18 protein-coding genes are annotated in these 18,690 nt (G+C 68.9%); 11 read left to right on the top strand and 7 right to left on the bottom strand.

Annotated elements, in window-relative coordinates; translation table 11 throughout:
- The first annotated feature begins 53 nt into the window (after positions 1-53).
- From AC3ANX_RS03885 to AC3ANX_RS03875, 3 genes are all read left to right on the top strand, one after another.
- Positions 54-1,556 carry a diguanylate cyclase domain-containing protein gene (locus AC3ANX_RS03885; RefSeq protein ID WP_488335721.1) on the top strand — a complete coding sequence of 501 codons (1,503 nt, stop codon included), beginning with the start codon at positions 54-56 and terminating at the stop codon, positions 1,554-1,556.
- 82 nt (positions 1,557-1,638) lie between these two features.
- Positions 1,639-2,403, top strand: a complete 765-nt coding sequence (locus tag AC3ANX_RS03880) for a hypothetical protein (RefSeq protein WP_488335720.1) — start codon at positions 1,639-1,641, stop codon at positions 2,401-2,403.
- Entirely contained in the window at positions 2,400-2,759 is a 360-nt protein-coding gene (locus tag AC3ANX_RS03875) for a hypothetical protein (RefSeq protein ID WP_488335719.1), read from the top strand. The genes AC3ANX_RS03880 and AC3ANX_RS03875 overlap by 4 nt, the downstream gene beginning before the upstream one ends.
- Here AC3ANX_RS03875 and AC3ANX_RS03870 read toward each other — a convergent pair.
- Both AC3ANX_RS03870 and AC3ANX_RS03865 read right to left on the bottom strand, forming a co-directional pair.
- On the bottom strand, positions 2,756-4,378 hold the full coding sequence (locus tag AC3ANX_RS03870; RefSeq protein ID WP_488335718.1) for a helicase HerA-like domain-containing protein: 1,623 nt from the start codon (positions 4,376-4,378) through the stop codon (positions 2,756-2,758). The two genes, AC3ANX_RS03875 and AC3ANX_RS03870, sit on opposite strands and share 4 nt — an antisense overlap.
- A 143-nt stretch (positions 4,379-4,521) precedes the next feature.
- The gene (locus tag AC3ANX_RS03865; RefSeq protein ID WP_488335717.1) at positions 4,522-5,712 is read right to left on the bottom strand and encodes a penicillin-binding protein activator; all 1,191 of its coding nucleotides are present in this window, start codon (positions 5,710-5,712) and stop codon (positions 4,522-4,524) included.
- 11 nt (positions 5,713-5,723) lie between these two features.
- Between AC3ANX_RS03865 and rsmI the strand changes: the two genes are divergently transcribed.
- The 4 genes from rsmI (at position 5,724) to gshB (ending at position 8,678) form a co-directional block, all read left to right on the top strand.
- Positions 5,724-6,557, top strand: a complete 834-nt coding sequence (rsmI, locus tag AC3ANX_RS03860; RefSeq protein ID WP_488335716.1) for a 16S rRNA (cytidine(1402)-2'-O)-methyltransferase — start codon at positions 5,724-5,726, stop codon at positions 6,555-6,557.
- On the top strand, positions 6,554-6,943 hold the full coding sequence (locus AC3ANX_RS03855) for a YraN family protein (protein WP_488335715.1): 390 nt from the start codon (positions 6,554-6,556) through the stop codon (positions 6,941-6,943). The genes rsmI and AC3ANX_RS03855 overlap by 4 nt, the downstream gene beginning before the upstream one ends.
- A gap of 80 nt (positions 6,944-7,023) precedes the next feature.
- Positions 7,024-7,593, top strand: coding sequence for a T4SS efffector SepA family protein (locus AC3ANX_RS03850; RefSeq protein WP_488335714.1), 570 nt, complete (start codon positions 7,024-7,026; stop codon positions 7,591-7,593).
- 128 nt (positions 7,594-7,721) lie between these two features.
- Positions 7,722-8,678 (top strand): glutathione synthase, encoded by a 957-nt coding sequence (gshB, locus tag AC3ANX_RS03845; protein ID WP_488335713.1) that lies wholly within the window; start codon positions 7,722-7,724, stop codon positions 8,676-8,678.
- 10 nt (positions 8,679-8,688) lie between these two features.
- Here gshB and AC3ANX_RS03840 read toward each other — a convergent pair whose 3' ends face one another.
- Together AC3ANX_RS03840 and AC3ANX_RS03835 are read right to left on the bottom strand one after the other, a co-directional pair.
- The gene (locus AC3ANX_RS03840) at positions 8,689-9,207 is read right to left on the bottom strand and encodes a phosphoribosyltransferase (protein ID WP_488335712.1); all 519 of its coding nucleotides are present in this window, start codon (positions 9,205-9,207) and stop codon (positions 8,689-8,691) included.
- Between the two features lie 71 nt (positions 9,208-9,278).
- Positions 9,279-9,749, bottom strand: a complete 471-nt coding sequence (locus tag AC3ANX_RS03835; RefSeq protein WP_488335711.1) for an Lrp/AsnC family transcriptional regulator — start codon at positions 9,747-9,749, stop codon at positions 9,279-9,281.
- Between the two features lie 98 nt (positions 9,750-9,847).
- Here AC3ANX_RS03835 and putA point away from each other — a divergent pair, with 98 nt between their 5' ends.
- Both putA and AC3ANX_RS03825 read left to right on the top strand, forming a co-directional pair.
- Positions 9,848-13,444 (top strand): trifunctional transcriptional regulator/proline dehydrogenase/L-glutamate gamma-semialdehyde dehydrogenase, encoded by a 3,597-nt coding sequence (putA, locus tag AC3ANX_RS03830; RefSeq protein WP_488335710.1) that lies wholly within the window; start codon positions 9,848-9,850, stop codon positions 13,442-13,444.
- Positions 13,445-13,514: 70 nt separating this feature from the next.
- Positions 13,515-14,651 (top strand): YncE family protein, encoded by a 1,137-nt coding sequence (locus AC3ANX_RS03825; RefSeq protein ID WP_488335709.1) that lies wholly within the window; start codon positions 13,515-13,517, stop codon positions 14,649-14,651.
- On the opposite strand, the gene AC3ANX_RS03820 is transcribed toward AC3ANX_RS03825, so the two are convergent.
- A complete protein-coding gene (locus AC3ANX_RS03820; RefSeq protein ID WP_488335708.1) occupies positions 14,648-15,409 on the bottom strand; it encodes an SDR family NAD(P)-dependent oxidoreductase in 762 nt (253 codons plus the stop codon). The genes AC3ANX_RS03825 and AC3ANX_RS03820 overlap by 4 nt on opposite strands.
- A 100-nt stretch (positions 15,410-15,509) precedes the next feature.
- Here AC3ANX_RS03820 and AC3ANX_RS03815 point away from each other — a divergent pair, with 100 nt between their 5' ends.
- Positions 15,510-16,409 carry a LysR family transcriptional regulator gene (locus AC3ANX_RS03815; protein ID WP_488335707.1) on the top strand — a complete coding sequence of 300 codons (900 nt, stop codon included), beginning with the start codon at positions 15,510-15,512 and terminating at the stop codon, positions 16,407-16,409.
- A gap of 38 nt (positions 16,410-16,447) precedes the next feature.
- Positions 16,448-16,990 carry a pseudouridine synthase gene (locus AC3ANX_RS03810; RefSeq protein WP_488335706.1) on the top strand — a complete coding sequence of 181 codons (543 nt, stop codon included), beginning with the start codon at positions 16,448-16,450 and terminating at the stop codon, positions 16,988-16,990.
- Here the strand turns inward: AC3ANX_RS03810 and pnuC are convergent.
- Positions 16,987-17,544 carry a nicotinamide riboside transporter PnuC gene (pnuC, locus tag AC3ANX_RS03805; RefSeq protein ID WP_488335705.1) on the bottom strand — a complete coding sequence of 186 codons (558 nt, stop codon included), beginning with the start codon at positions 17,542-17,544 and terminating at the stop codon, positions 16,987-16,989. The genes AC3ANX_RS03810 and pnuC overlap by 4 nt on opposite strands.
- Complete coding sequence (locus tag AC3ANX_RS03800) at positions 17,544-18,689, bottom strand: phosphotransferase enzyme family protein (RefSeq protein WP_488335704.1); 1,146 nt, start codon at positions 18,687-18,689, stop codon at positions 17,544-17,546. The genes pnuC and AC3ANX_RS03800 overlap by 1 nt, the downstream gene beginning before the upstream one ends.
- Between the last annotated feature and the right edge of the window lies 1 nt (position 18,690).

Below are 18,690 nucleotides of genomic sequence, written 5' to 3'. Positions count from 1 at the left end.
ACACGGCGGCCGTGCTAAGCATTGCGTTAACCCACGTGGATTAAGCCGCCAACATGGTCGAGCGTGCTGTCGAAGACATTGATGTGCGATACGGGATCGAGGCGGCGCGACTTTCGACGCTTGCCGATCTCGACATTCTCGACACGCCGCCCGAACATGAGTTCGACACGATCGTCGAATGCGCACGGCGAAGCCTGGGCTGCAAGATCGCGCTGGTCTCGCTGGTCGACGAGCATCGCCAGTGGTTCAAGGCCAAATGCGGGCTCGACACCTGCGAGACGCCGCGCAGCCAGGCGTTCTGCGCGCATGCGATCCTGCGCGCCGACGTGATGATCGTGCCCGATGCGACGCTGGACCCGCGCTTCGCCGACAACCCGCTCGTCATCGGCGCGCCGCACATCCGCTTCTACGCCGGCATGCCGCTGCGCGTGCGCGGCGGGCGTGACGACGGTGCGACGTTCGCGCTTGGTACGCTGTGCGTCATCGATTCCGAGCCGCGCACGCTTTCGGCGGGGGATGCCGAGATACTGCGACGGCTCGCGCGGCTGGCCGAATCGCTGCTCGACACGCGCGCCGCGCTCGCGCTGGCGATGAAGACCGCCGCCGAACACCGCACGCTGCTACGCCGGCTCGATGTCGCGCACCGCCAGTTCCGGCAGGCCGAACGCATGACCAACATCGGCTCTTGGACCTTCGCGCTCGCCGAGGAACGGCTCGAATGGTCGGATCAGGTCTATGCCATTCATGGTCTTCCTCTGGGCAGCGCGCCTCCGCTCGACGCGGCGTTGCGCTTCTACCCACCGCACGCACGCGCGCAGATCGCCGCCGCAATGGCCCACACGATCGAAAGCGGCGCGCCTTTCGAGGTCGAAACCGATTTCATCACCGCGCGCGGCGACAGCCGGCGCGTGCGGACGCTCGGCGAGATCGAGATGCGCGACGGCGTGCCGCACGCACTGGTCGGCGTGTTCCAGGACGTGACCGAACGGCACCGTATCGAACAGGCGCTTCGCCGCAGCGCCGACACCGACGACCTGACCCAACTGGCGAACCGCGCCCGTTTCAACGACACGTTCGCCGCGCAGATCGCCGCCGCGCGGCAGACCGGGCTGCCGCTGGCGGTGCTGCTGATCGACCTCGACCATTTCAAGGCGGTCAACGACCGCGCCGGGCACCGCGTCGGCGACATGCTGCTGAAGGCGGTGGCTGAACAGCTCACCGCGCCCTATCTGGCCGAGTGTTTCGCGGCGCGGCTGGGCGGCGACGAGTTCGTGCTGATCGTGCCCGACGATGCGTTGCTCGCCGATCTGCCCGCGCTGCTGTGCCGTCTGCTCGCCAATCTGCGCCTACCGGTTGCTCATGGCGACGACATCATCCCGGTTTCGGGCACGATCGGCGCGGCCTTCCTCGATGCGAGCGTCGCGGATGCGAGCGCGCTGCTCCATAACGCCGATCTCGCGCTGTACGCCGCCAAGAACGCGGAGCGCGGCACCGCCGCGATCTTCGGGCGCGCCGGCCTGTTCGGCGCGGAGGATGTGCAGGACCGCGCCGCCTGAGCGATTTGCACGCCGCCATGATCTGACATAGTAACGCCCAAGTATCGCCAACCGGCGAGGGATCGACGGGGAGGTTGGAACCATGGCTTCGCGAGCAAGTCCGACGCCTCACGACCGCGAATATCTGTACAGCCCCGCACAAACCGTCGTCGTCAGCGCGAGTTTCGGGCTCGGCAGCAACCTGACATGGGACGCCTATGCGCGCGAACTCTACAATCGTGCCGACAGCAGGCTTCAGCAGCAGGCGAATGCCCTGCTCGCGCGCGGCAGCGTCACCGAAAACGAGGTGCGCGCGCTGAGCGCGCAGCGCGACCTGATCCGTTCCACCATCCGCAACCGGCTGAGCCCGTTCGGCCGGCTCTATTCCGAAATTCTGTCCCCCACCCTCAAGAACCCGTCGTTCGAGGAGCGCCTGCTGCAAAAAGGTAGCCTCGAAGCGATGCTGCGCAGCGTCGGCAAGTCGCGCGCGGTGGTCAACCGGCTGGCGACGCGGATGCGCTTCTTCGGGCACAGCGCGATCGTCGTGCAGATCGTGTTCTCCGCAGTCGTCATCATCGAGGCAAAGCCCGAGGATCGCGCGCGCGTCGCAACACGCCAGGGCGGCGCGGTCGCCGGCGGCGCGGCCGGGGGCTGGCTCGGCGCATGGGCGGGATGCGCGGGGGCGGCGACGCTCGCCTCGCCGTCGCTCGTCATCCCCTGGGTCGGCGAAGTGACGGAGGCGGGCGCATGTCTCGTCGGCGGTTTCGCCGGCGGGCTCGGGCTCGGCGCGCTCGGCGCGGCGGGTGGCGAGCATGTGGCCGGCGCCGCTTATGATTACGTCACTACATTGACCTGGACGCGGCGGTGAGCTGGGTCGATCGCATCAACACCGCGCTGGTACGGCGGCTGCACCGCAATCGACCGGCGGTGGAGATCGGCGTGACCCCATCTGGCATCGCGGTGGCCGACCGCATGCTGCGCTTCGCCGATCTGACCGCGCTACGCGCCGGGCGGCGCGATGTGTTCGCGGGCGATCAGGCCTATCTGCTGCTCGCCTTCGCGCCGGACGACGGTCTGGAGATCACCGAGGCGGATGCCGCCTGGAACGACGTGATCGCCGCGCTCGACGCGTCGGGTCGCACGCGCAAGCCATCGCGCGAATGGCTGGTCGAGGTGATCGCCACCGCGCTGGATGCGGCGCCGATCACGGTCGCGCTGCGCTAACGCCCCTTGAAGATCCCGCCCAGCACGCCGCGCACGATCCCGCCGAGCAGGTCGCCGCCGCTGCTGCTGCCGCGCCGCGAACCGCTGCCGAACACCTGTTTGGCGACTTCGTTGGCGACATGACGCGTGATCGTCGACGTCGCCGTCCGCGCGGCGGTGGTGGCGATCTTCGCCCACGGGCTGTTGGCGGCGGCGCGATCGGCGGCGATCTTCGCGCGCTCGGCCTCCTTGGCGGCGCGCGCGTCCTCCTTGGCTTGTGACGCGGCGGCCTTGTCGGCATCGTCCTTCGCGCTCGCCTCGGCAGCGGCGGCGCTCGCCTCCTGCGCCTTGGCGGCGAGGATCTCCTCGCACGATTCGCGGTTCACCAGCGTGTCGTACTTGGCGCCGATCGCGTCGGTTTCGATCAGCACTTTCCGCTCGGCCGGGGTGATCGGGCCGACGCGCGACGCGGGTGGCTTGATGAGCGTGCGCTGCACAGGTGCCGGCGAACCATCGGGTAGCAGCAACGAGACGAGCGCCTCGCCGACCTTCAGCTCGGTGATCGCGGTTTCGACATCCACGTCCTTGTTGGCGCGGAAAGTGGTCGCCGCCGCCTTCACCGCCGCCTGATCACGCGGGGTGAAGGCGCGGAGCGCATGCTGCACGCGGTTGCCGAGTTGCCCCGCCACCGTATCGGGCACGTCGATCGGGTTCTGCGTGATGAAATAGACGCCGACGCCTTTGGATCGGATCAGCCGCACGACCTGCTCGATCTTCTCCAGGAGCGCCTTGGGGGCGTTGTCGAACAGCAGATGCGCTTCGTCGAAGAAGAACACGAGGACGGGCTTGTCGGGATCGCCAACCTCGGGAAGATGTTCGAACAGCTCGCTCATCAGCCACAGCAGGAAGGTGGCGTACAGCTTGGGGCTCTGCATCAGTTTGTCGGCGGCGAGCACGTTGACGATGCCCCGGCCTTTGTCGTCCAAACCGATGAAATCGGCCATCGCCAGCGCCGGCTCGCCGAAGAAATTCTCGGCGCCTTGGCTGCGCAGTTGCAGCAGCGACCGCTGGATCGCGCCGATCGACTGTTTGGAGACGTTGCCATATGCCGTGGTGAGTTCGTCGGCACGACCGGCGCAGTAGCTCAGCATCGACTGGAGATCGTCCAGATCGAGCAGCAGCAGCCCTTCCTTGTCGGCGACGTGGAAGGCGATATTGAGAACGCCTTCCTGCACCTCGTTAAGGTCCATCAGCCGCGCGAGCAGCAGCGGCCCCATCTCCGAGATGGTGGTGCGGATCGGGTGGCCCTGCTCGCCGTACAGATCCCAGAATTGCACAGGCGTGTCGGCATAGGCCCAGGTGTCGTCGCCGATCTCCTTGGCGCGCGCGGCGAAGGTCTCGTGCGTCTTGGCCTGCGGCGATCCCGCCATGCCGAGCCCCGACAGATCGCCCTTCACGTCGGCGACGAAGCACGGCACGCCGGCGGCCGAAAAGCCTTCGATGATGCCCTGGATCGTCACGGTCTTGCCGGTGCCGGTCGCGCCCGCGATCAGCCCGTGGCGGTTGGCGCGCTTGAGCTCAAGCGTCTGAGGGTCGGCCCCGCCCGCGTCCGCGCCGATGAAGATGCCGCTGTCGGTCATAGAGTCTCCGCCCGCTCAACCCTGTCGTCACCCCGGCCGTGTGCCGGGGTCCACCGCGCCGCGAGCGCATCGCCAGAGCTTCCGGCGTGAACCTTGCTGCACCGTGGACCCCGGAACAAGCCCGGGGTGACAGGTGGTTATGGTTATTCGAACCCGCGCGGCGCGGGCGAGACGGTGACGGCGGTGCCGCCGCGCACTTCCTGCACCTCCAGCGCACGTTGGGCGACGCCGTCCTTGCCGAAGCGGAACGCGCCGTCGATGCCGGCGAACCCGCCCGCATCGGTCAGCCGCCGTTCGGGAAAGGGCGTGCCGACGGTCCAGTCGGCGGAGATGCGGATCGTCAGCAGCACCGCGTCATAGCCGAGACTCGACAGGCGGAACGGCGCGGAGCCGAAGCGCGCGCGGTATTTGGCGGCATATTGGCGATACAGCCCGTTCGACACGCTGGCGAACCACGCACCGTTGAGCGACGGCTTGCTCACCATCGAGCTTTCCGAGTTCCAGAGTTCGGTGCCGAGCACATGCGCGCCGCCGTTGCCGACCCGGCGGATCACCGGCACCGCCGCCGAGGCGGTGTTGGCGCTGTCGGCGATCAGGATCGCCTGATAGGGCGAGTCCTTCGCCATCTTGGTGATCGCGGCGCTGATCGAGCCGGGCACGCGCTGATAGGTCTGGAGCGAGACGACTTGCCCGCCGGCGCTTTCGACCGAGCGCAGGAACGCGGTCGACGCACGCTCGCCATAGGTGCCGTTGGGGACGAGGCCGGCGAAGTTGCTGACGCCCTGCCCCTTGGCATACTCGACCACGCGCGCGATCGACTGGGCGGGCGCATAGCCCATCAGATACGCGCCCTGCCCCGCTGCCGAGGCGTCGTTGGAGAAGGCCACCACGGGCACGCCCGAACGGTGCGCGATCGGCGTCACCGCGCGCACGTCGTCGCCGAGCAGCGGGCCGAGGATCAGTCGGTTGCCCTCTGCGATCGCGCGTTGCGCGGCGGCGGTAGCACCGAGGTTGGTGTCGTAGGTGGTGATGCGGATGCGCTGGTTGTTCGAATCGAGCAGCGCCATCTGCGTCGCGTTGGCGAGGCTCTGGCCGACGCCCGCATTCGGCCCCGACAGCGGCACCAGCAGCGCGACGCGGTGGCGCGCGGTGTCGGTGGGGATGCCCTGCTCGACCGGCGTCGGCTGCTGGCGCTGCGGCGGCGGGCGGCGGCCCGGCTGGGTCGGGCCGCGTGGCACCACCGTCTCGCAGCCCGCCAGCAGCATCGCGCCCGCGACGAAGATCGCGTGGATCAACCGCTTGGCCGGTTGCCGTACCCTTGCTCCGTCTGTCATGAACCCCTCCGATGAACGCTGAACTCGCGCCCGGTCTCTATATCGTCGCCACCCCGATCGGCAATCTCGGTGATCTGTCGCCGCGCGCCGCGCATATTCTGTCGAATGCTGCCGTGATCGCGGTCGAAGACTCGCGCGTGACGGCGGGATTGCTTCGCCACATCGGCGTCAAGCGGCCGATGACGCCGTATCACGACCATAACGCCGAGGCTGTCCGCCCCGGTCTGGTGGCGCGGATGGGGATGGAGGCGGTGGCTTTGGTGTCGGATGCGGGCACGCCGCTGATCTCCGATCCCGGCTACAAATTGGTGCGCGACGCGCGTGCGGGCGGCCATGCGGTGGTGACGATCCCCGGCCCGTGCGCCGCGATTGCCGCGCTGACGCTCGCCGGATTGCCGACCGACCGCTTCTTCTTCCTCGGCTTCCTGCCCCCCAAGGCAGTCGCGCGCGCCGCCGCCATCGCCGAGGTCGCCGCGATCCGCGCGACCCTGGTGCTGTACGAATCGGGGCCGAGGCTGGCGACCACGCTGGCAGCACTGGCGGAGGGTCTTGGCGACCGCGAGGCGGCGGTGACGCGCGAGATCACCAAGCGGTTCGAGGAAGCCGTGACCGACTCGCTTTCCGCGCTCGCCGCACGCTATGCCGATGCGCCGCCCAGGGGCGAGATCGTCATCGTCGTCGCGCCCCCCGGCGAGCCCGAGGCAGCGAGCGCGGAAGATGCCGACGCGGCGCTGGCGGAGGCACTGGAACGGCTCCCCGCCTCGAAAGCGGCGGGCGAGGTGGCGAAGAAGCTCGGGCTCGACCGCAAGGCACTCTACGCGCGGGCGCTGGAGATGAAGGGGTGAGCCGCGCGCCTACGCGCGCCAAGCCCCCACCCTCGCCCAAGCGCCTCGCCGCCGAAGCCGCCGGCCGACGCGGCGAGCGGATCGCGGCCTGGTGGCTGCGGCTGAAAGGCTGGCAGATCGTCGCCCGGCGTGTGCGCACCAAGGCGGGCGAGGTCGATCTGATCGCCCGCCGCCCCGGCCTCGTCGCGTTCGTGGAAGTGAAGTTTCGCCGCACCGCCGCCGAACTCGACATGGCGATCGACGAACGCCGCCTCGCCCGCGTCGCTGCGGCGGCAGAGGTGCTGATGGCGGACTATGCGCACGCCGGCGACGACATCCGCGTCGACGTGATCCTCATCGCGCGCGGCACGCCGCTTCGGCATATCGAGAACGCTTGGATCGGGTGACGACCACGCTATAAGCGCTTCTAGCGTTGACATCGCTAAAACTTCTCTTTAGAACTAGTCGCCTGTCACGGAGGTATAAAATGCACACCTACAGCTTCGACGATGCCCTTTTTGCGCGTTTGCAAAGCTTTGCTGTTCCGTTCGTTGATACGCCGGCTGACGTAATATCGCGCGCACTTGATGCGCTGGAAGCTTCCAAGCAAGTTTCAGGCGTTACAAACATTGCGACTTATAGCGGATTGAAAGATTACAAGAGCTTTGCTCCTGAAAGTCCACCAAGCCTCACCCACACAACATTATTGGGTATGTCTGTAGCGGGGAAGCAGTTATTAAAAGGTGTTTCATGGAACAATCTCATGATTGAAATGATCCGCGTTGCCGGAAATTCTGGTATCAGCGCTGATGATATCATGTCCTTCATGGAAGTTCCTGCCACAAAAGGTAAATCAGCTAATTATAGCTACACGTACGTTTTGGAAGCAGACATCTCGGTGCAAGGTCAAAATTCAAACAGGGCATGGAAACAGGCATTTAGATTGGCTTCTGCCGCCAACGTGCGATTGGAGGCATCTTGGATCTGGCAACAGAAGGCGGAAGCTGCACAACCGGGCGTCAAGGGCATCATGATCTTTGATCCCGTTAAAGGGTGATTGTGCGCGTCGACATGATCCTTAGCGCGCGGAGCATGCCGCTCAGGTATATCGTGAACGCTTGGGTTGGGTGACTTCGCGGTGTGGGGCCCCTAGATGATCGTCGCCCCGGCGAATTGGAGAAGCGAATGTCGTTAATCGTAGCCGTCCAGATGGACCCACTCGACCAGATCAACATCGGCGGCGATTCGACCTTCGCGCTGATGCTCTCCGCGCAGGCACGCGGTCACCGGCTGTTCCACTACACCGCCGATGCGCTCAACTATTCGGATGGCCGCGTATGGGCGCTCGCCCACCCGGTCACTGTGCAGCGCGTGACGGGCGATCACTTCACCTTCGGCGAACCGGTCAAGCTCGACCTCGGCGAGGAGGCCGACGTGGTGCTGATGCGGCAGGATCCGCCGTTCGACCTTGGCTACATCACCGCCACCCACCTGCTCGAGCGGATCGCCGGCAAGACGCTGATCGTCAACGATCCGGCCAACGTGCGCAACGCGCCCGAAAAGGTGTTCGTGCTCGATTACGCGCACTTCATGCCGCCGACGCTCGTCACGCGCAGCCTCGACGAAGCAAAGGCGTTCCTCGCCCAGCACGGTGAAATCGTCATCAAGCCGCTGCACGGCAATGGCGGCAAGGCGATCTTCAAGGTCGGCACCGATGGCGCCAATCTGTCGGCGCTGATCGAGGTGTTCAACACCGCGTATCGCGAGCCGCACATGATCCAGGCGTTCCTCCCCGACGTCGCGAAGGGCGACAAGCGCATCGTGCTGATCGACGGCGAGGTCGCGGGTGCGATCAACCGCTTGCCCGGCGCGGGCGAGATCCGCTCGAACCTCGCGGTCGGCGGGTCGGCGGTGCAGACCGTGCTGACGCCGGAGGAGGAGGCGATCTGTGCCGAACTCGGGCCGGAGCTGAAGCGGCGCGGGCTGCTGTTCGTTGGCATCGACGTGATCGGCGGCAAGTGGCTGACCGAGATCAACGTCACCTCTCCCACCGGCATCGTCGCGATCGAGAAGTTCGACGGCACCGATGTGGCCGGGCTGATCTGGGATGCGATCGAGCGCAAGGTCGCCGCCGCCGGATGAGGCGCGGCGATCAGGCGAGGCGCTCGGGCACCGACAGCGCCTCATCCATGATCGTCTCGCTGGCGCCCACCGCTTCCCACGGGAACACGAACCAGCGCTTGTCCTCGTTGCGATCGATCGTCCGCGCGCGATAGTCGACCCGCGCCTTGGAACGGACATTGTCCATCACCACCGCGAAACGCAGATTGGCGCTCTCGCAACCGGCGTCGGTCAGCAGACGTCGGATATAGTCGATGGTGCCGCCTGTGTCGTTGATGTCGTCGACGAACAGCAGTCGCTCGCCATCCGCGCTTTTCCGCGCGCCCTTGCGGAGCAGCTCGTCCGCAAAATCGGACACTTTGGAGGAATGGTCGACCGACAGCATCGGCAGATCGAGCTGGTGCGAGATGAACACCGCGGGCACCAGACCGCCGCGCCCGATGCCGATTATGAAATCGGGCTTCCAGTCATCCTCGGCGATGCGCGCGCCGACCGCGCGGACGTCGGCAAGGAACGCGTCATAGGGAATATAGTAGAGGTCCGGGCTCATGATCGCGCGCGACTCCGAATGGGGGGGAAGCGGCCCGGATATCGCTTCCGCGCGGGCGCGGCAAATCGCGCCTAGCCGCCGCGTTCCTTCACCGTCTCCATCGCCACGAAGGTCGAGGTGCTTTCGACATGCGGCAGGCTGGAGATCTTCTCGCCGAGCACGATGCGATAGCGGCGGATGTCGGCGGTGCGGACCTTGAGCAGATAGTCGAAGCTGCTGGCGATCATGTGGCATTCCTCGACCTCGGGGATACGCCGCACCGCCAGGTTGAAGTCGCGCAAAGCGCCCTCGCGCGTGTCGGAGAGTTTCACCTCCGCGAAGGCGACGTGATCGAGCCCGAGTTTGGCCGGATCGACCACCGCGCGGAACCCTCGGATCACGCCCGCCGCGATCAGCCGGCGCAGCCGCATCTGCGTCGGCGTCTTGGACAGACCGACGCTGCTCGCGAGATCGGTGACGGTCATCCGTCCGTCCGCCGTCAGCGCGGCGACGATGCGGCGGTCGAACTCGTCCAGTTCGACTGGATCGGCGGCTTTTTCCATTCATTATGCCTAGCGGGCAGTTTCAATAAAGTCGATCAGGTGCGCAGCAGGGCTTACTAAAGCCGGATCGCCACACGCGCGCATGCTATATTCATGGCATGACGACGCCCCCGCCCTTCGCCGCCTTCGCGCCCCCGATCCGCCCCGCCACGCCCTTGCGCGACGCGATCACCGCCGCCTATCGCCGCGACGAGGCCGAGGCGCTCGCGCCATTGATCGAAGCTGCGACACTCGACGCGGCGACCCGCGCGAAGGTGGCCGAGACGGCTCGCGCGCTCGTCACCACGCTGCGCGCGCAGAAACGCGGCGGCGGGGTCGAGGGGCTGGTGCAGGAATATGCGCTGTCGAGCCAGGAGGGCGTCGCGCTGATGTGCCTCGCCGAAGCGCTGCTGCGCATCCCCGACGACGCGACGCGCGACGCGCTGATCCGCGACAAGATCGCCGAGGGCGACTGGGGCGCGCATCTCGGCGGCGGCAAGTCGCTGTTCGTCAACGCCGCTACCTGGGGGCTGGTCGTCACCGGCAAACTGGTCGGCAATGTCGATGATCGCGGGCTGGGCGCGGCGCTCACCCGGCTGGTCGCGCGTGCGGGCGAGCCGGTGATCCGGCGCGGCGTCGATCTGGCGATGCGGATGATGGGCGAGCAGTTCGTCACCGGCGAGACGATCGACGAGGCGCTGCGCCGTGCGCGCACCGAGGAGGCGAAAGGCTTCGGCTACAGCTACGACATGCTCGGCGAGGCGGCGACCACCGCGGCCGACGCGGCACGCTACCTCGCCGATTACGAGCGCGCGATCCATGCGATCGGCAAGGCGTCGGCCGGGCGTGGCATCTATGGTGGGCCGGGCATCTCGATCAAACTGTCCGCGCTCCACCCGCGTTACGTGCGTGCGCAGGCCGGGCGGGTGATGGCGGAACTGCTGCCGCGCGTGAAGGCGCTGGCGCTGATCGCCAAGCGATATGACATCGGCCTCAACATCGACGCGGAGGAGGCCGACCGGCTCGAACTGTCGCTCGACCTGCTCGAAAGTCTCGCGCTCGCCCCCGATCTGTCCGGGTGGAACGGGCTCGGCTTCGTCGTGCAGGGCTATGGCAAGCGCTGCCCGTTCGTGATCGACTGGATCGTCGATCTCGCGCGACGCGCCGACCGGCGGATCATGGTGCGGCTGGTCAAGGGCGCCTATTGGGACGCCGAGATCAAGCGCGCGCAAGTCGACGGGCTCGCGGATTTCCCGGTCTATACGCGCAAGGTCCACACCGACGTGGCGTATATCGCCTGCGCGCGGAAGCTGCTGGCGGCGCGCACGTACGTTTTCCCGCAATTCGCCACGCATAACGCGCAGACGCTCGCCACGATCTATCACCTCGCCGGGCCGGATTTCGTGACCGGCGATTACGAGTTCCAGTGCCTGCACGGCATGGGCGAGCCGCTCTACGAACAGGTGGTCGGCAGCAATCAGCTCGCGCGGCCCTGCCGCATCTACGCGCCGGTCGGCACGCACGAGACGCTGCTGGCGTATCTGGTGCGCCGCCTGCTCGAAAACGGCGCGAATTCGTCGTTCGTCAACCGCATCAACGATGCCGCGGTGCCGGTCGAGACGATGATCGCCGATCCGGTCGAAGTCGTGCGCGCGATGCCGCGTCCGGGTGCGCATCACGACGCGATCGCGCTGCCGGCGAAGCTCTACCCCGATCGCGCCAATTCGGCAGGCATCGACCTCGCCGACGAACATGCGCTGGCGGCGCTCCATGCCGCCTTGCTGGAGAGCGCCGCGACCGGCTGGATCGCCGCCCCGCCCGAAGGCGAGGGCACGGCGCGGCCGGTGCTCAACCCGGCCGATACGCGCGATGTGGTCGGCACCGTGTTCGAGCCCTCGCCCGCGCAGGCCGAGGCCGCAGCCAAACGCGCCGCCGCCTCCGGCTGGGGCAGCGTGCCGGTCGCCGAGCGGGCGGCGATGCTGGACGCTGCCGCCGATGCGATGCAGGCGCGCATGCCGGTGCTGCTCGGGCTGATCGTGCGCGAGGCGGGCAAGTCGCTCCCCAACGCGATCGCCGAGGTGCGTGAGGCGATCGACTTCCTGCGCTATTACGCAGGGCAGGCGCGCAACACCTTCACTCACGAACAGACCCCGCTCGGCCCGGTGGTGTGCATCAGCCCGTGGAACTTCCCGCTGGCGATCTTCACCGGGCAGGCGGCAGCGGCGCTGGCGGCAGGCAATCCGGTGCTGGCCAAGCCGGCCGAGGAAACCCCGCTGATCGCCGCCGAAGCGGTGCGCCTGCTCCACGCCGCCGGCGTGCCCGCCGATGCGCTGCAACTCCTGCCCGGCGACGGCGCGATCGGCGCGGCGCTGGTCGCCGCGCCCGAGACGGCGGGCGTGGTGTTCACCGGCTCCACGCAAGTCGCGCGGCTGATCCAGCGCCAGCTTGCCACCCGTCTGTCCGCCGCCGGCAAGCCGATCCCGCTGATCGCCGAGACCGGCGGGCAGAATGCGATGATCGTCGATTCCTCCGCGCTCGCCGAACAGGTGGTGGCGGACGTGCTCGCCTCGGCGTTCGACAGTGCCGGGCAGCGCTGCTCGGCTTTGCGCATCCTGTGCTTGCAGGAGGAGGTGGCGGATCGCACGCTGGCGATGCTGAAAGGTGCCCTCGCCGAGTTGAGTCTCGGCCGCACAGACGCGCTCGCCGTCGATATCGGACCGGTCATCACCGCCGAGGCGCGAGCGCACATCACCGCGCATATCGACGCGATGCGCATGCGCGGGCACCGCATCACGCAAGCCCCGCTGCCCGAAGCGGCAGCCAACGGCACCTTCGTCGCGCCCACCATGATCGAGATCGACAGCATCGCGGACGTCGAGCGCGAGGTGTTCGGCCCCGTGCTGCACGTCCTGCGCTTCCGGCGCGAGCGGCTCGGCGAACTGGTCGATGCGATTAACGCGACCGGCTACGGCCTCACCTTCGGGCTGCACACGCGGCTCGACGCGACCGTCGCCGAGGTGACGTCGCGCGTTCAGGCGGGCAACCTCTACGTCAACCGCAACGTGATCGGCGCGATCGTCGGGGTGCAGCCGTTCGGCGGGCGCGGCCTGTCGGGCACCGGCCCCAAGGCGGGCGGGCCGCTCTATCTCGGGCGGCTGACGCAAGCCGCGCCGGGCGTCGCCGAACATACCGGCCGCATGCCGCAAGCTTTGCGCGACTTCGCCGACTGGCTGGGCAAGGCCGATCCGCGCGCCGCCGCCAAGGCGCTGCGCTATGGCGCGGCCTCGGCGGTCGGGGTTGAGCGGGTGCTGCCCGGCCCGGTCGGCGAGCGCAACCTCTATGCGCTCCACCCGCGCGGTCGCGTGCTGATGAAGCCCGCCACCGAAGCGGGGCTGATCGAGCAGATGGCGGCGGTGCTGGCGACCGGAAACACCGGCACGATCGCGGGCATGGCGCTGCCCGCCGGGCTGCCGCCGAGCGTGGCGGCGGCGTTTACGGAAGGCAGCGTGCCGCCCTTCGCGGTCGCGCTGGTCGAAGGCGATGCGATCGACACGCTGACGGCGGTGGCGACGATGCCCGGCGCGATCGTGCCGGTGTACCGCGCCGATCCGTCGCGCCCACTCGCTTACGATCCGGTGTGGCTGGTCGAGGAGGTGTCGACCTCGATCAACACCACGGCGGCGGGCGGCAACGCCAGCCTGATGGCGATCGGCTGATCCGCGCCGCCGTTTGACGGCGCGCGCGGCGATACCCTAGGCTCGCCCCCGACACAGGGGGTGCGGAACGATGGCATGGCATGATCGGCTGGCATGGCTCGTCTGCGTCGGCGTGGCTGTCGCCGCGCCCGTGTCGGCGCGGCAGATCCTCGTCTCGGCGGAGGACGGCAAGCCGGTGCGGCCCGGCGACGGGGTGACGGCGGTCGTGCCCGACGTGCTGCGCATCCTCGCGGTCGAACCGGGCGGGCTGCGCACGCTCGCAACGGTGCCGGTGCCGGCGAGCATGACCGGCCCGCCCGAAAGCGTGAAGCTCACCCCCGATGGCCGCTATGCCGTGGTGAGCGCGTCGCAGGCGCTGGTGGCGGGCGCAACGCCGGTGCTGGAGCCGGGCGATGCGGTATCGCTGGTCGATCTGTCGGTGCCGACGCGGCCGCGCCCGATCGAGACGGTGCATGCCGGTGCGGGCGCGAGCGGGGTCGCGATCGGTCCCGATGGGCGGCTGGTCCTCGTCGCCAACGCGCGTGCGGACAGCATCTCGGCCTTCGCGCTGACCGGCGGGCATCTCGTCGCCCGCGCGACGGTCGCGCTGCCGGCGGGGTCGCGGCCGCTGTCGGCGCGGGTCGCGCCGGACGGCCGCAGCGCGCTGGTGGTGGGGGGCGCGGGCCGGATCTTCCGGCTGCGCATCGCGGCGGGCGGCATCACGCTCGATCCGGCACCGCTCGATATCGGCAAGGGCGCATCGGCGATCGCGCTGAGCCCTGATGGCGGCACCGCCTATGTCTCCGGGCCGGGCGACGATGCCGACCATGCCCGCGTCACCGCGATCGACACGGTGCGGCTGCGCATCACCGCCACCGCATCGCTGCCGCCGGCGGCGGAAGGGCTGGCGTTGTCACGCTCGGGCCGGTTCCTCGAAGTGACCTTGCTCGACGGCACCAACCGCCCGCCCGGCGACCCGAAGCGGCGCGAGACGGGCACGCTGGCCGTGCTGTCGACCGCGCGCGGGGGGCTGCGCGTCGTCGCGCAGGGTGCGACCGGACGGCTCTGCCAGGGCGCGGCGTGGCGCAGCGACGAACGGCGCATCTTCCTGCAATGCGCGGACGATCGCAGCATCGAAAGCTACAGCTTCGATGGCCGCGCCACGCTGCGCCGGCTCGCCCCGCCCCTCCACACCGAGGGACGGGGCGGCGCGCTGGCGATCCGCTAGATCATCATCCCGCCCGACACTTCGATCCGCTGCGCGTTGACCCAGCGGTTGTCTTCGGACAGCAACGCCGCGATCATCGGCCCGATATCGTCGGGCAGGCCGGGCCGGCCGAGCGCGGTCGCCTCGGCGATGCGGCGGTTGATCTCGGGATTGTCGCGCACCATGCCGCCGCTGAAATCGGTCTGGACTGCGCCGGGCGCGACGACGTTGACCGCGATGCGCCGGTCGCCGAGTTCCTTGGCGAGATATTTGGTGAGCACCTCGACCGCGCCCTTCACCGCCCCGTAGGCGGCGCTGCCGGGATAGATGATGCGGGTCAACCCGGACGAGACGTTCACGATCCGCCCGCCGTCGGCGATCAGCGGCAACAGCGCCTGCGTGAGGAAGAACACGCCCTTGAGGTGGACGCGGTAGAGCGCATCGAAATCGTCCTCGGTAACCCCGGCGATCGGCGCGTGGTGCGACGTGCCGGCGTTGTTGACGAGATAGTCGAACCGCTCCGCCCCGCGCTCGGCGAGTGTCCTGCGAACCGCCTCCGTGAAACCGGCGAAGGCGGCGATGTCGCCGGTATCGAGTTGGAGCGCGGTCGCGCGGGCGCCCGCCTGCTCGACGGCGGTGACCACCGTCTCGGCGGCGGCGCGGTTGCTGTGATAGGTGAAGATCGAATCGACGCCGCGCCGGGCGAGCGCCTCGACCGTGGCGCGGCCGAGACCGCGGCTGCCGCCGGTGACGAGTGCGATGGGGGAGTGTGCGGGCATGGGAACCTCCGTTGGTTGGCAGCCCCGATGTAGCGCCCGCAACCGCGCCGATTAGATCGCGGTTGCGGTCAACATTGTTTTGCGGGACAGAATGATCGCGATGGATCGTCTCGCCAGTCTCGAACTGTTCGTGCGCATCGTCGATCGTGGCAGCTTCAGCGCCGCCGCCGCCGATCTCGGGATTTCGCGCCCCGTCGCCACCGCGACGATCAAGGCGCTCGAACGGCGGCTGGGCGCGCGGCTGCTCCACCGCTCGACCCGCCACGTCCAGCCGACGATCGAGGGCGAGGCCTATTACCGGCGCTGCGTGGCGATCCTCGCCGATCTGGAGGATGCCGATCGCGGCGCGGGCGGCGCGGTGGCGGGGCTGTTGCGGATCGATGTCGCGGGCAATCTCGCGCGCACGGTGTTGCTGCCCGCGCTGCCGGCGTTCCTCGCGCGGCACCCGGCGTTGACCGTGCATCTCGGCGAGGGCGAGCGCTTCGTCGATCTGGTGCGCGAGGGGGTCGATTGCGTGGTGCGCGCCGGCCCGTTCACCGACAGCGACATGATCGTGCGACACCTCGGCACGATCGAGGAGATCACCTGCGCGAGCCCCGCATACCTGGCGCGGCACGGCACGCCGGTCTCGCCCGATCGGCTCGACGGGCACGTCATGATCGGCTTCGTCTCGTCGCGAACCGATCGGCCGCTGCCGCTGGAGTTCACCGTCGACGGCAGGGCGGTCGAAGTAACGCTGCCCGCGCGGCTGCTGGTCGGCGGGGCGGATACCAGCGCGGCGGCGGCGCGGCTCGGGCTCGGGCTGGTGCAGGCGCCGCGCTTCCGCTTCGAAGCCGACCTTGCGAGCGGCGCGCTGGTCGAGGTGCTGGCGGACTATCCGCCCACGCCCACCCCGGTCGCGATCCTCTACCCGAGCAACCGCCAGCTATCGCCGCGCGTGCGCGTGTTCGTCGACTGGCTGGTCGAGACGCTGTCGCCGTACTTCGGCGGACACGCATGAGCTTGGCGCGCACCGCCGTTCCGCGATAGGGAGGCGGGGTGACCCGGCTGATCCTGCTCAACAAGCCTTATGGCTTCCTCAGCCAGTTCACCGATCGCGGCACCGAGACGGCGCGGGCGACGCTCTCGACGCTGGTCGACGTGCCCGGCGTCTATCCGGCCGGGCGGCTTGACCGCGACAGCGAGGGGCTGCTGCTGCTCACCGACGACGGCCGGCTTCAGGCGCGGATCGCCGATCCCAAATACAAACTGCCCAAGACCTATCTGGTGCAGGTCGAGGGCGAGCCCGATGCGGCGGCGCTGGAGCGGCTGCGCAGCGGCGTGACGTTGAAGGATGGCCCGACCCGCTCAGCGCTCGCCGAGCGGATCGCAGCGCCAGAGCTGTGGCCGCGCGACCCGCCGATCCGCCAGCGCGCGAGCATCCCCGATTGCTGGCTGAAACTCACCATCCGCGAAGGGCGCAACCGTCAGGTGCGGCGGATGACGGCGGCGGTCGGCCACCCGACCTTGCGGCTGGTGCGCTGGCGCATCGGCGACTGGACGCTCGACGGCATCGCGCCGGGCACCTGGCGGCTCGCCTAGCGGCGTTCGGCCACCCGCCACCGCGTGTAACCGATCGCAGCGAGCACGACCATCGCCGCATAGAGTCCGGCGGTCGGCAGCAGCCCCTTCACCACGAACATGCCGACGTAGAGTATATCGACGACGATCCACAGCAGCCAGTTGGCGGCGTGGCGGCGCGCGGTCCAATATTGCGCGACGAGACTGAAGCTGCTCAGGCCGGCGTCGATCCACGGCAGCGCGGCGTTGGTATAGTGGCTGGTGAACCAGCCGATCGCGACCGCCCCTGCCCCACCTGCCGCCAGCCCGGCGACCGCCGCGCGGGTGCCGAGCGGCGCGACCACCACCGCGCCGTCGTCACCCCGCCCGCGCAACCACGCCACCCATCCGTAGAGGATCGCCGCGCCGAACAACGCCTGCAAAACCATGTCGGCATAGAGCCGCACATCGAGGAACAGCTTGAAGTAGAGTGCGCAGGCGACGAGGTTGATCGGCCAGCACAGCATCTGCCGCTTGGCGGTCAGCCAGATCGCGAGGAAGCTGGTGATGACGGCGGCGATTTCGAGCGCGGACATCAGGCGGCGATCCGGCGCAGGAACGCCTGTCCCGCTTGCGTGCCGAACCAGTCGGCATGGCCGATGAGATAGCCGTCCCACGCCAGCGCGGCCTGATCGGGCTGGTCAAGCACGCCCGCGAAATAGTCGATCTCGGACAAGGCGAACTCGACATGCACCAGGGGCAGCAACGCGACGACCGTCGCCACCTCTTCCGCGCTAAGCGGCAGGACTGAGCCGTAGCCGGCGAGCAGCGCCAGCGCCGCCTGCGGATCGCCGATCGCATCGTCGGGTGCCTGCCCCAGTTGCAGCCAGTCGAGCGCGGTGCGCTCGATCGCGGTTGCGAGATCGTGCGCCGCGCAGGTGCGATCGGCAAGCCCGAAGTCGAACGCGGTGCGCACCGTGCCTTCCGGCGTCCACAGCAGGTTGGAGGGGTGCCAGTCGTTATGCGTCCACAGCGGCGCTTCGCCCGCCCGCCGTGCCGCCAGCCCCGCGCCGAACGCAGCGAACAGCCGCGACAGCGTCGCCCGCCACGGCTTCTGGCCAAGATACGCCGCAAGTGCCGGCCGCACCGCGACGTAGCGCTCCGCCGCCGCGAGCGGATCGGCGTCGGGCAGGATGGTGAAGCTCGCCACCAGCGGCTGCGGCGCGCGCGCGGGCGCGGCGAACCCGCGCGACGCCGCGTGCAGCCGCGCCAGCGCCGCCCCGGCGGCATGCGCGTGTGCGGGCGAGAGGAACGGCGTCCATGACAGGCGGTCGCGGTACAGGTCTGCGCCGGGGGACTTGCGGTGGAGTTCGTACGTCCAGTCGCCCGCCGTGATCGCGCCCGCGCCGGTATCCGCACGGATCACCTCGGGCACGGCGAGACCCGCCGCGCAGAGATGCGCGATGAAGGCATGTTCCCCGGCCAGCCCCTCGGGCGTGCGCAGCCTCTGGTGGTGGCGCTTGAGGAAGAACGCGCCGCCGGTCGCCCGCACCAATGTCGCCGCCGAGAACGGGCGCGGCGAATGCCAGCGCAAGCCGATCATCCGCCCCGCGGCGGGGAAGCGCGCGAGCACCGCCTCCGCCTCGGCGACGGTGATGGCCGGCCAAATCGGCGCTTCCAGTTCGGTGCCCATGCCATGCACGCGATGCTCGGTCACGGCGTCATGACGCACCGCGGCCATC

This window comes from Sphingomonas sp. BRN-1R, assembly GCF_057748035.1.
This window is presented reverse-complemented; position numbering and strand designations above follow the sequence as displayed.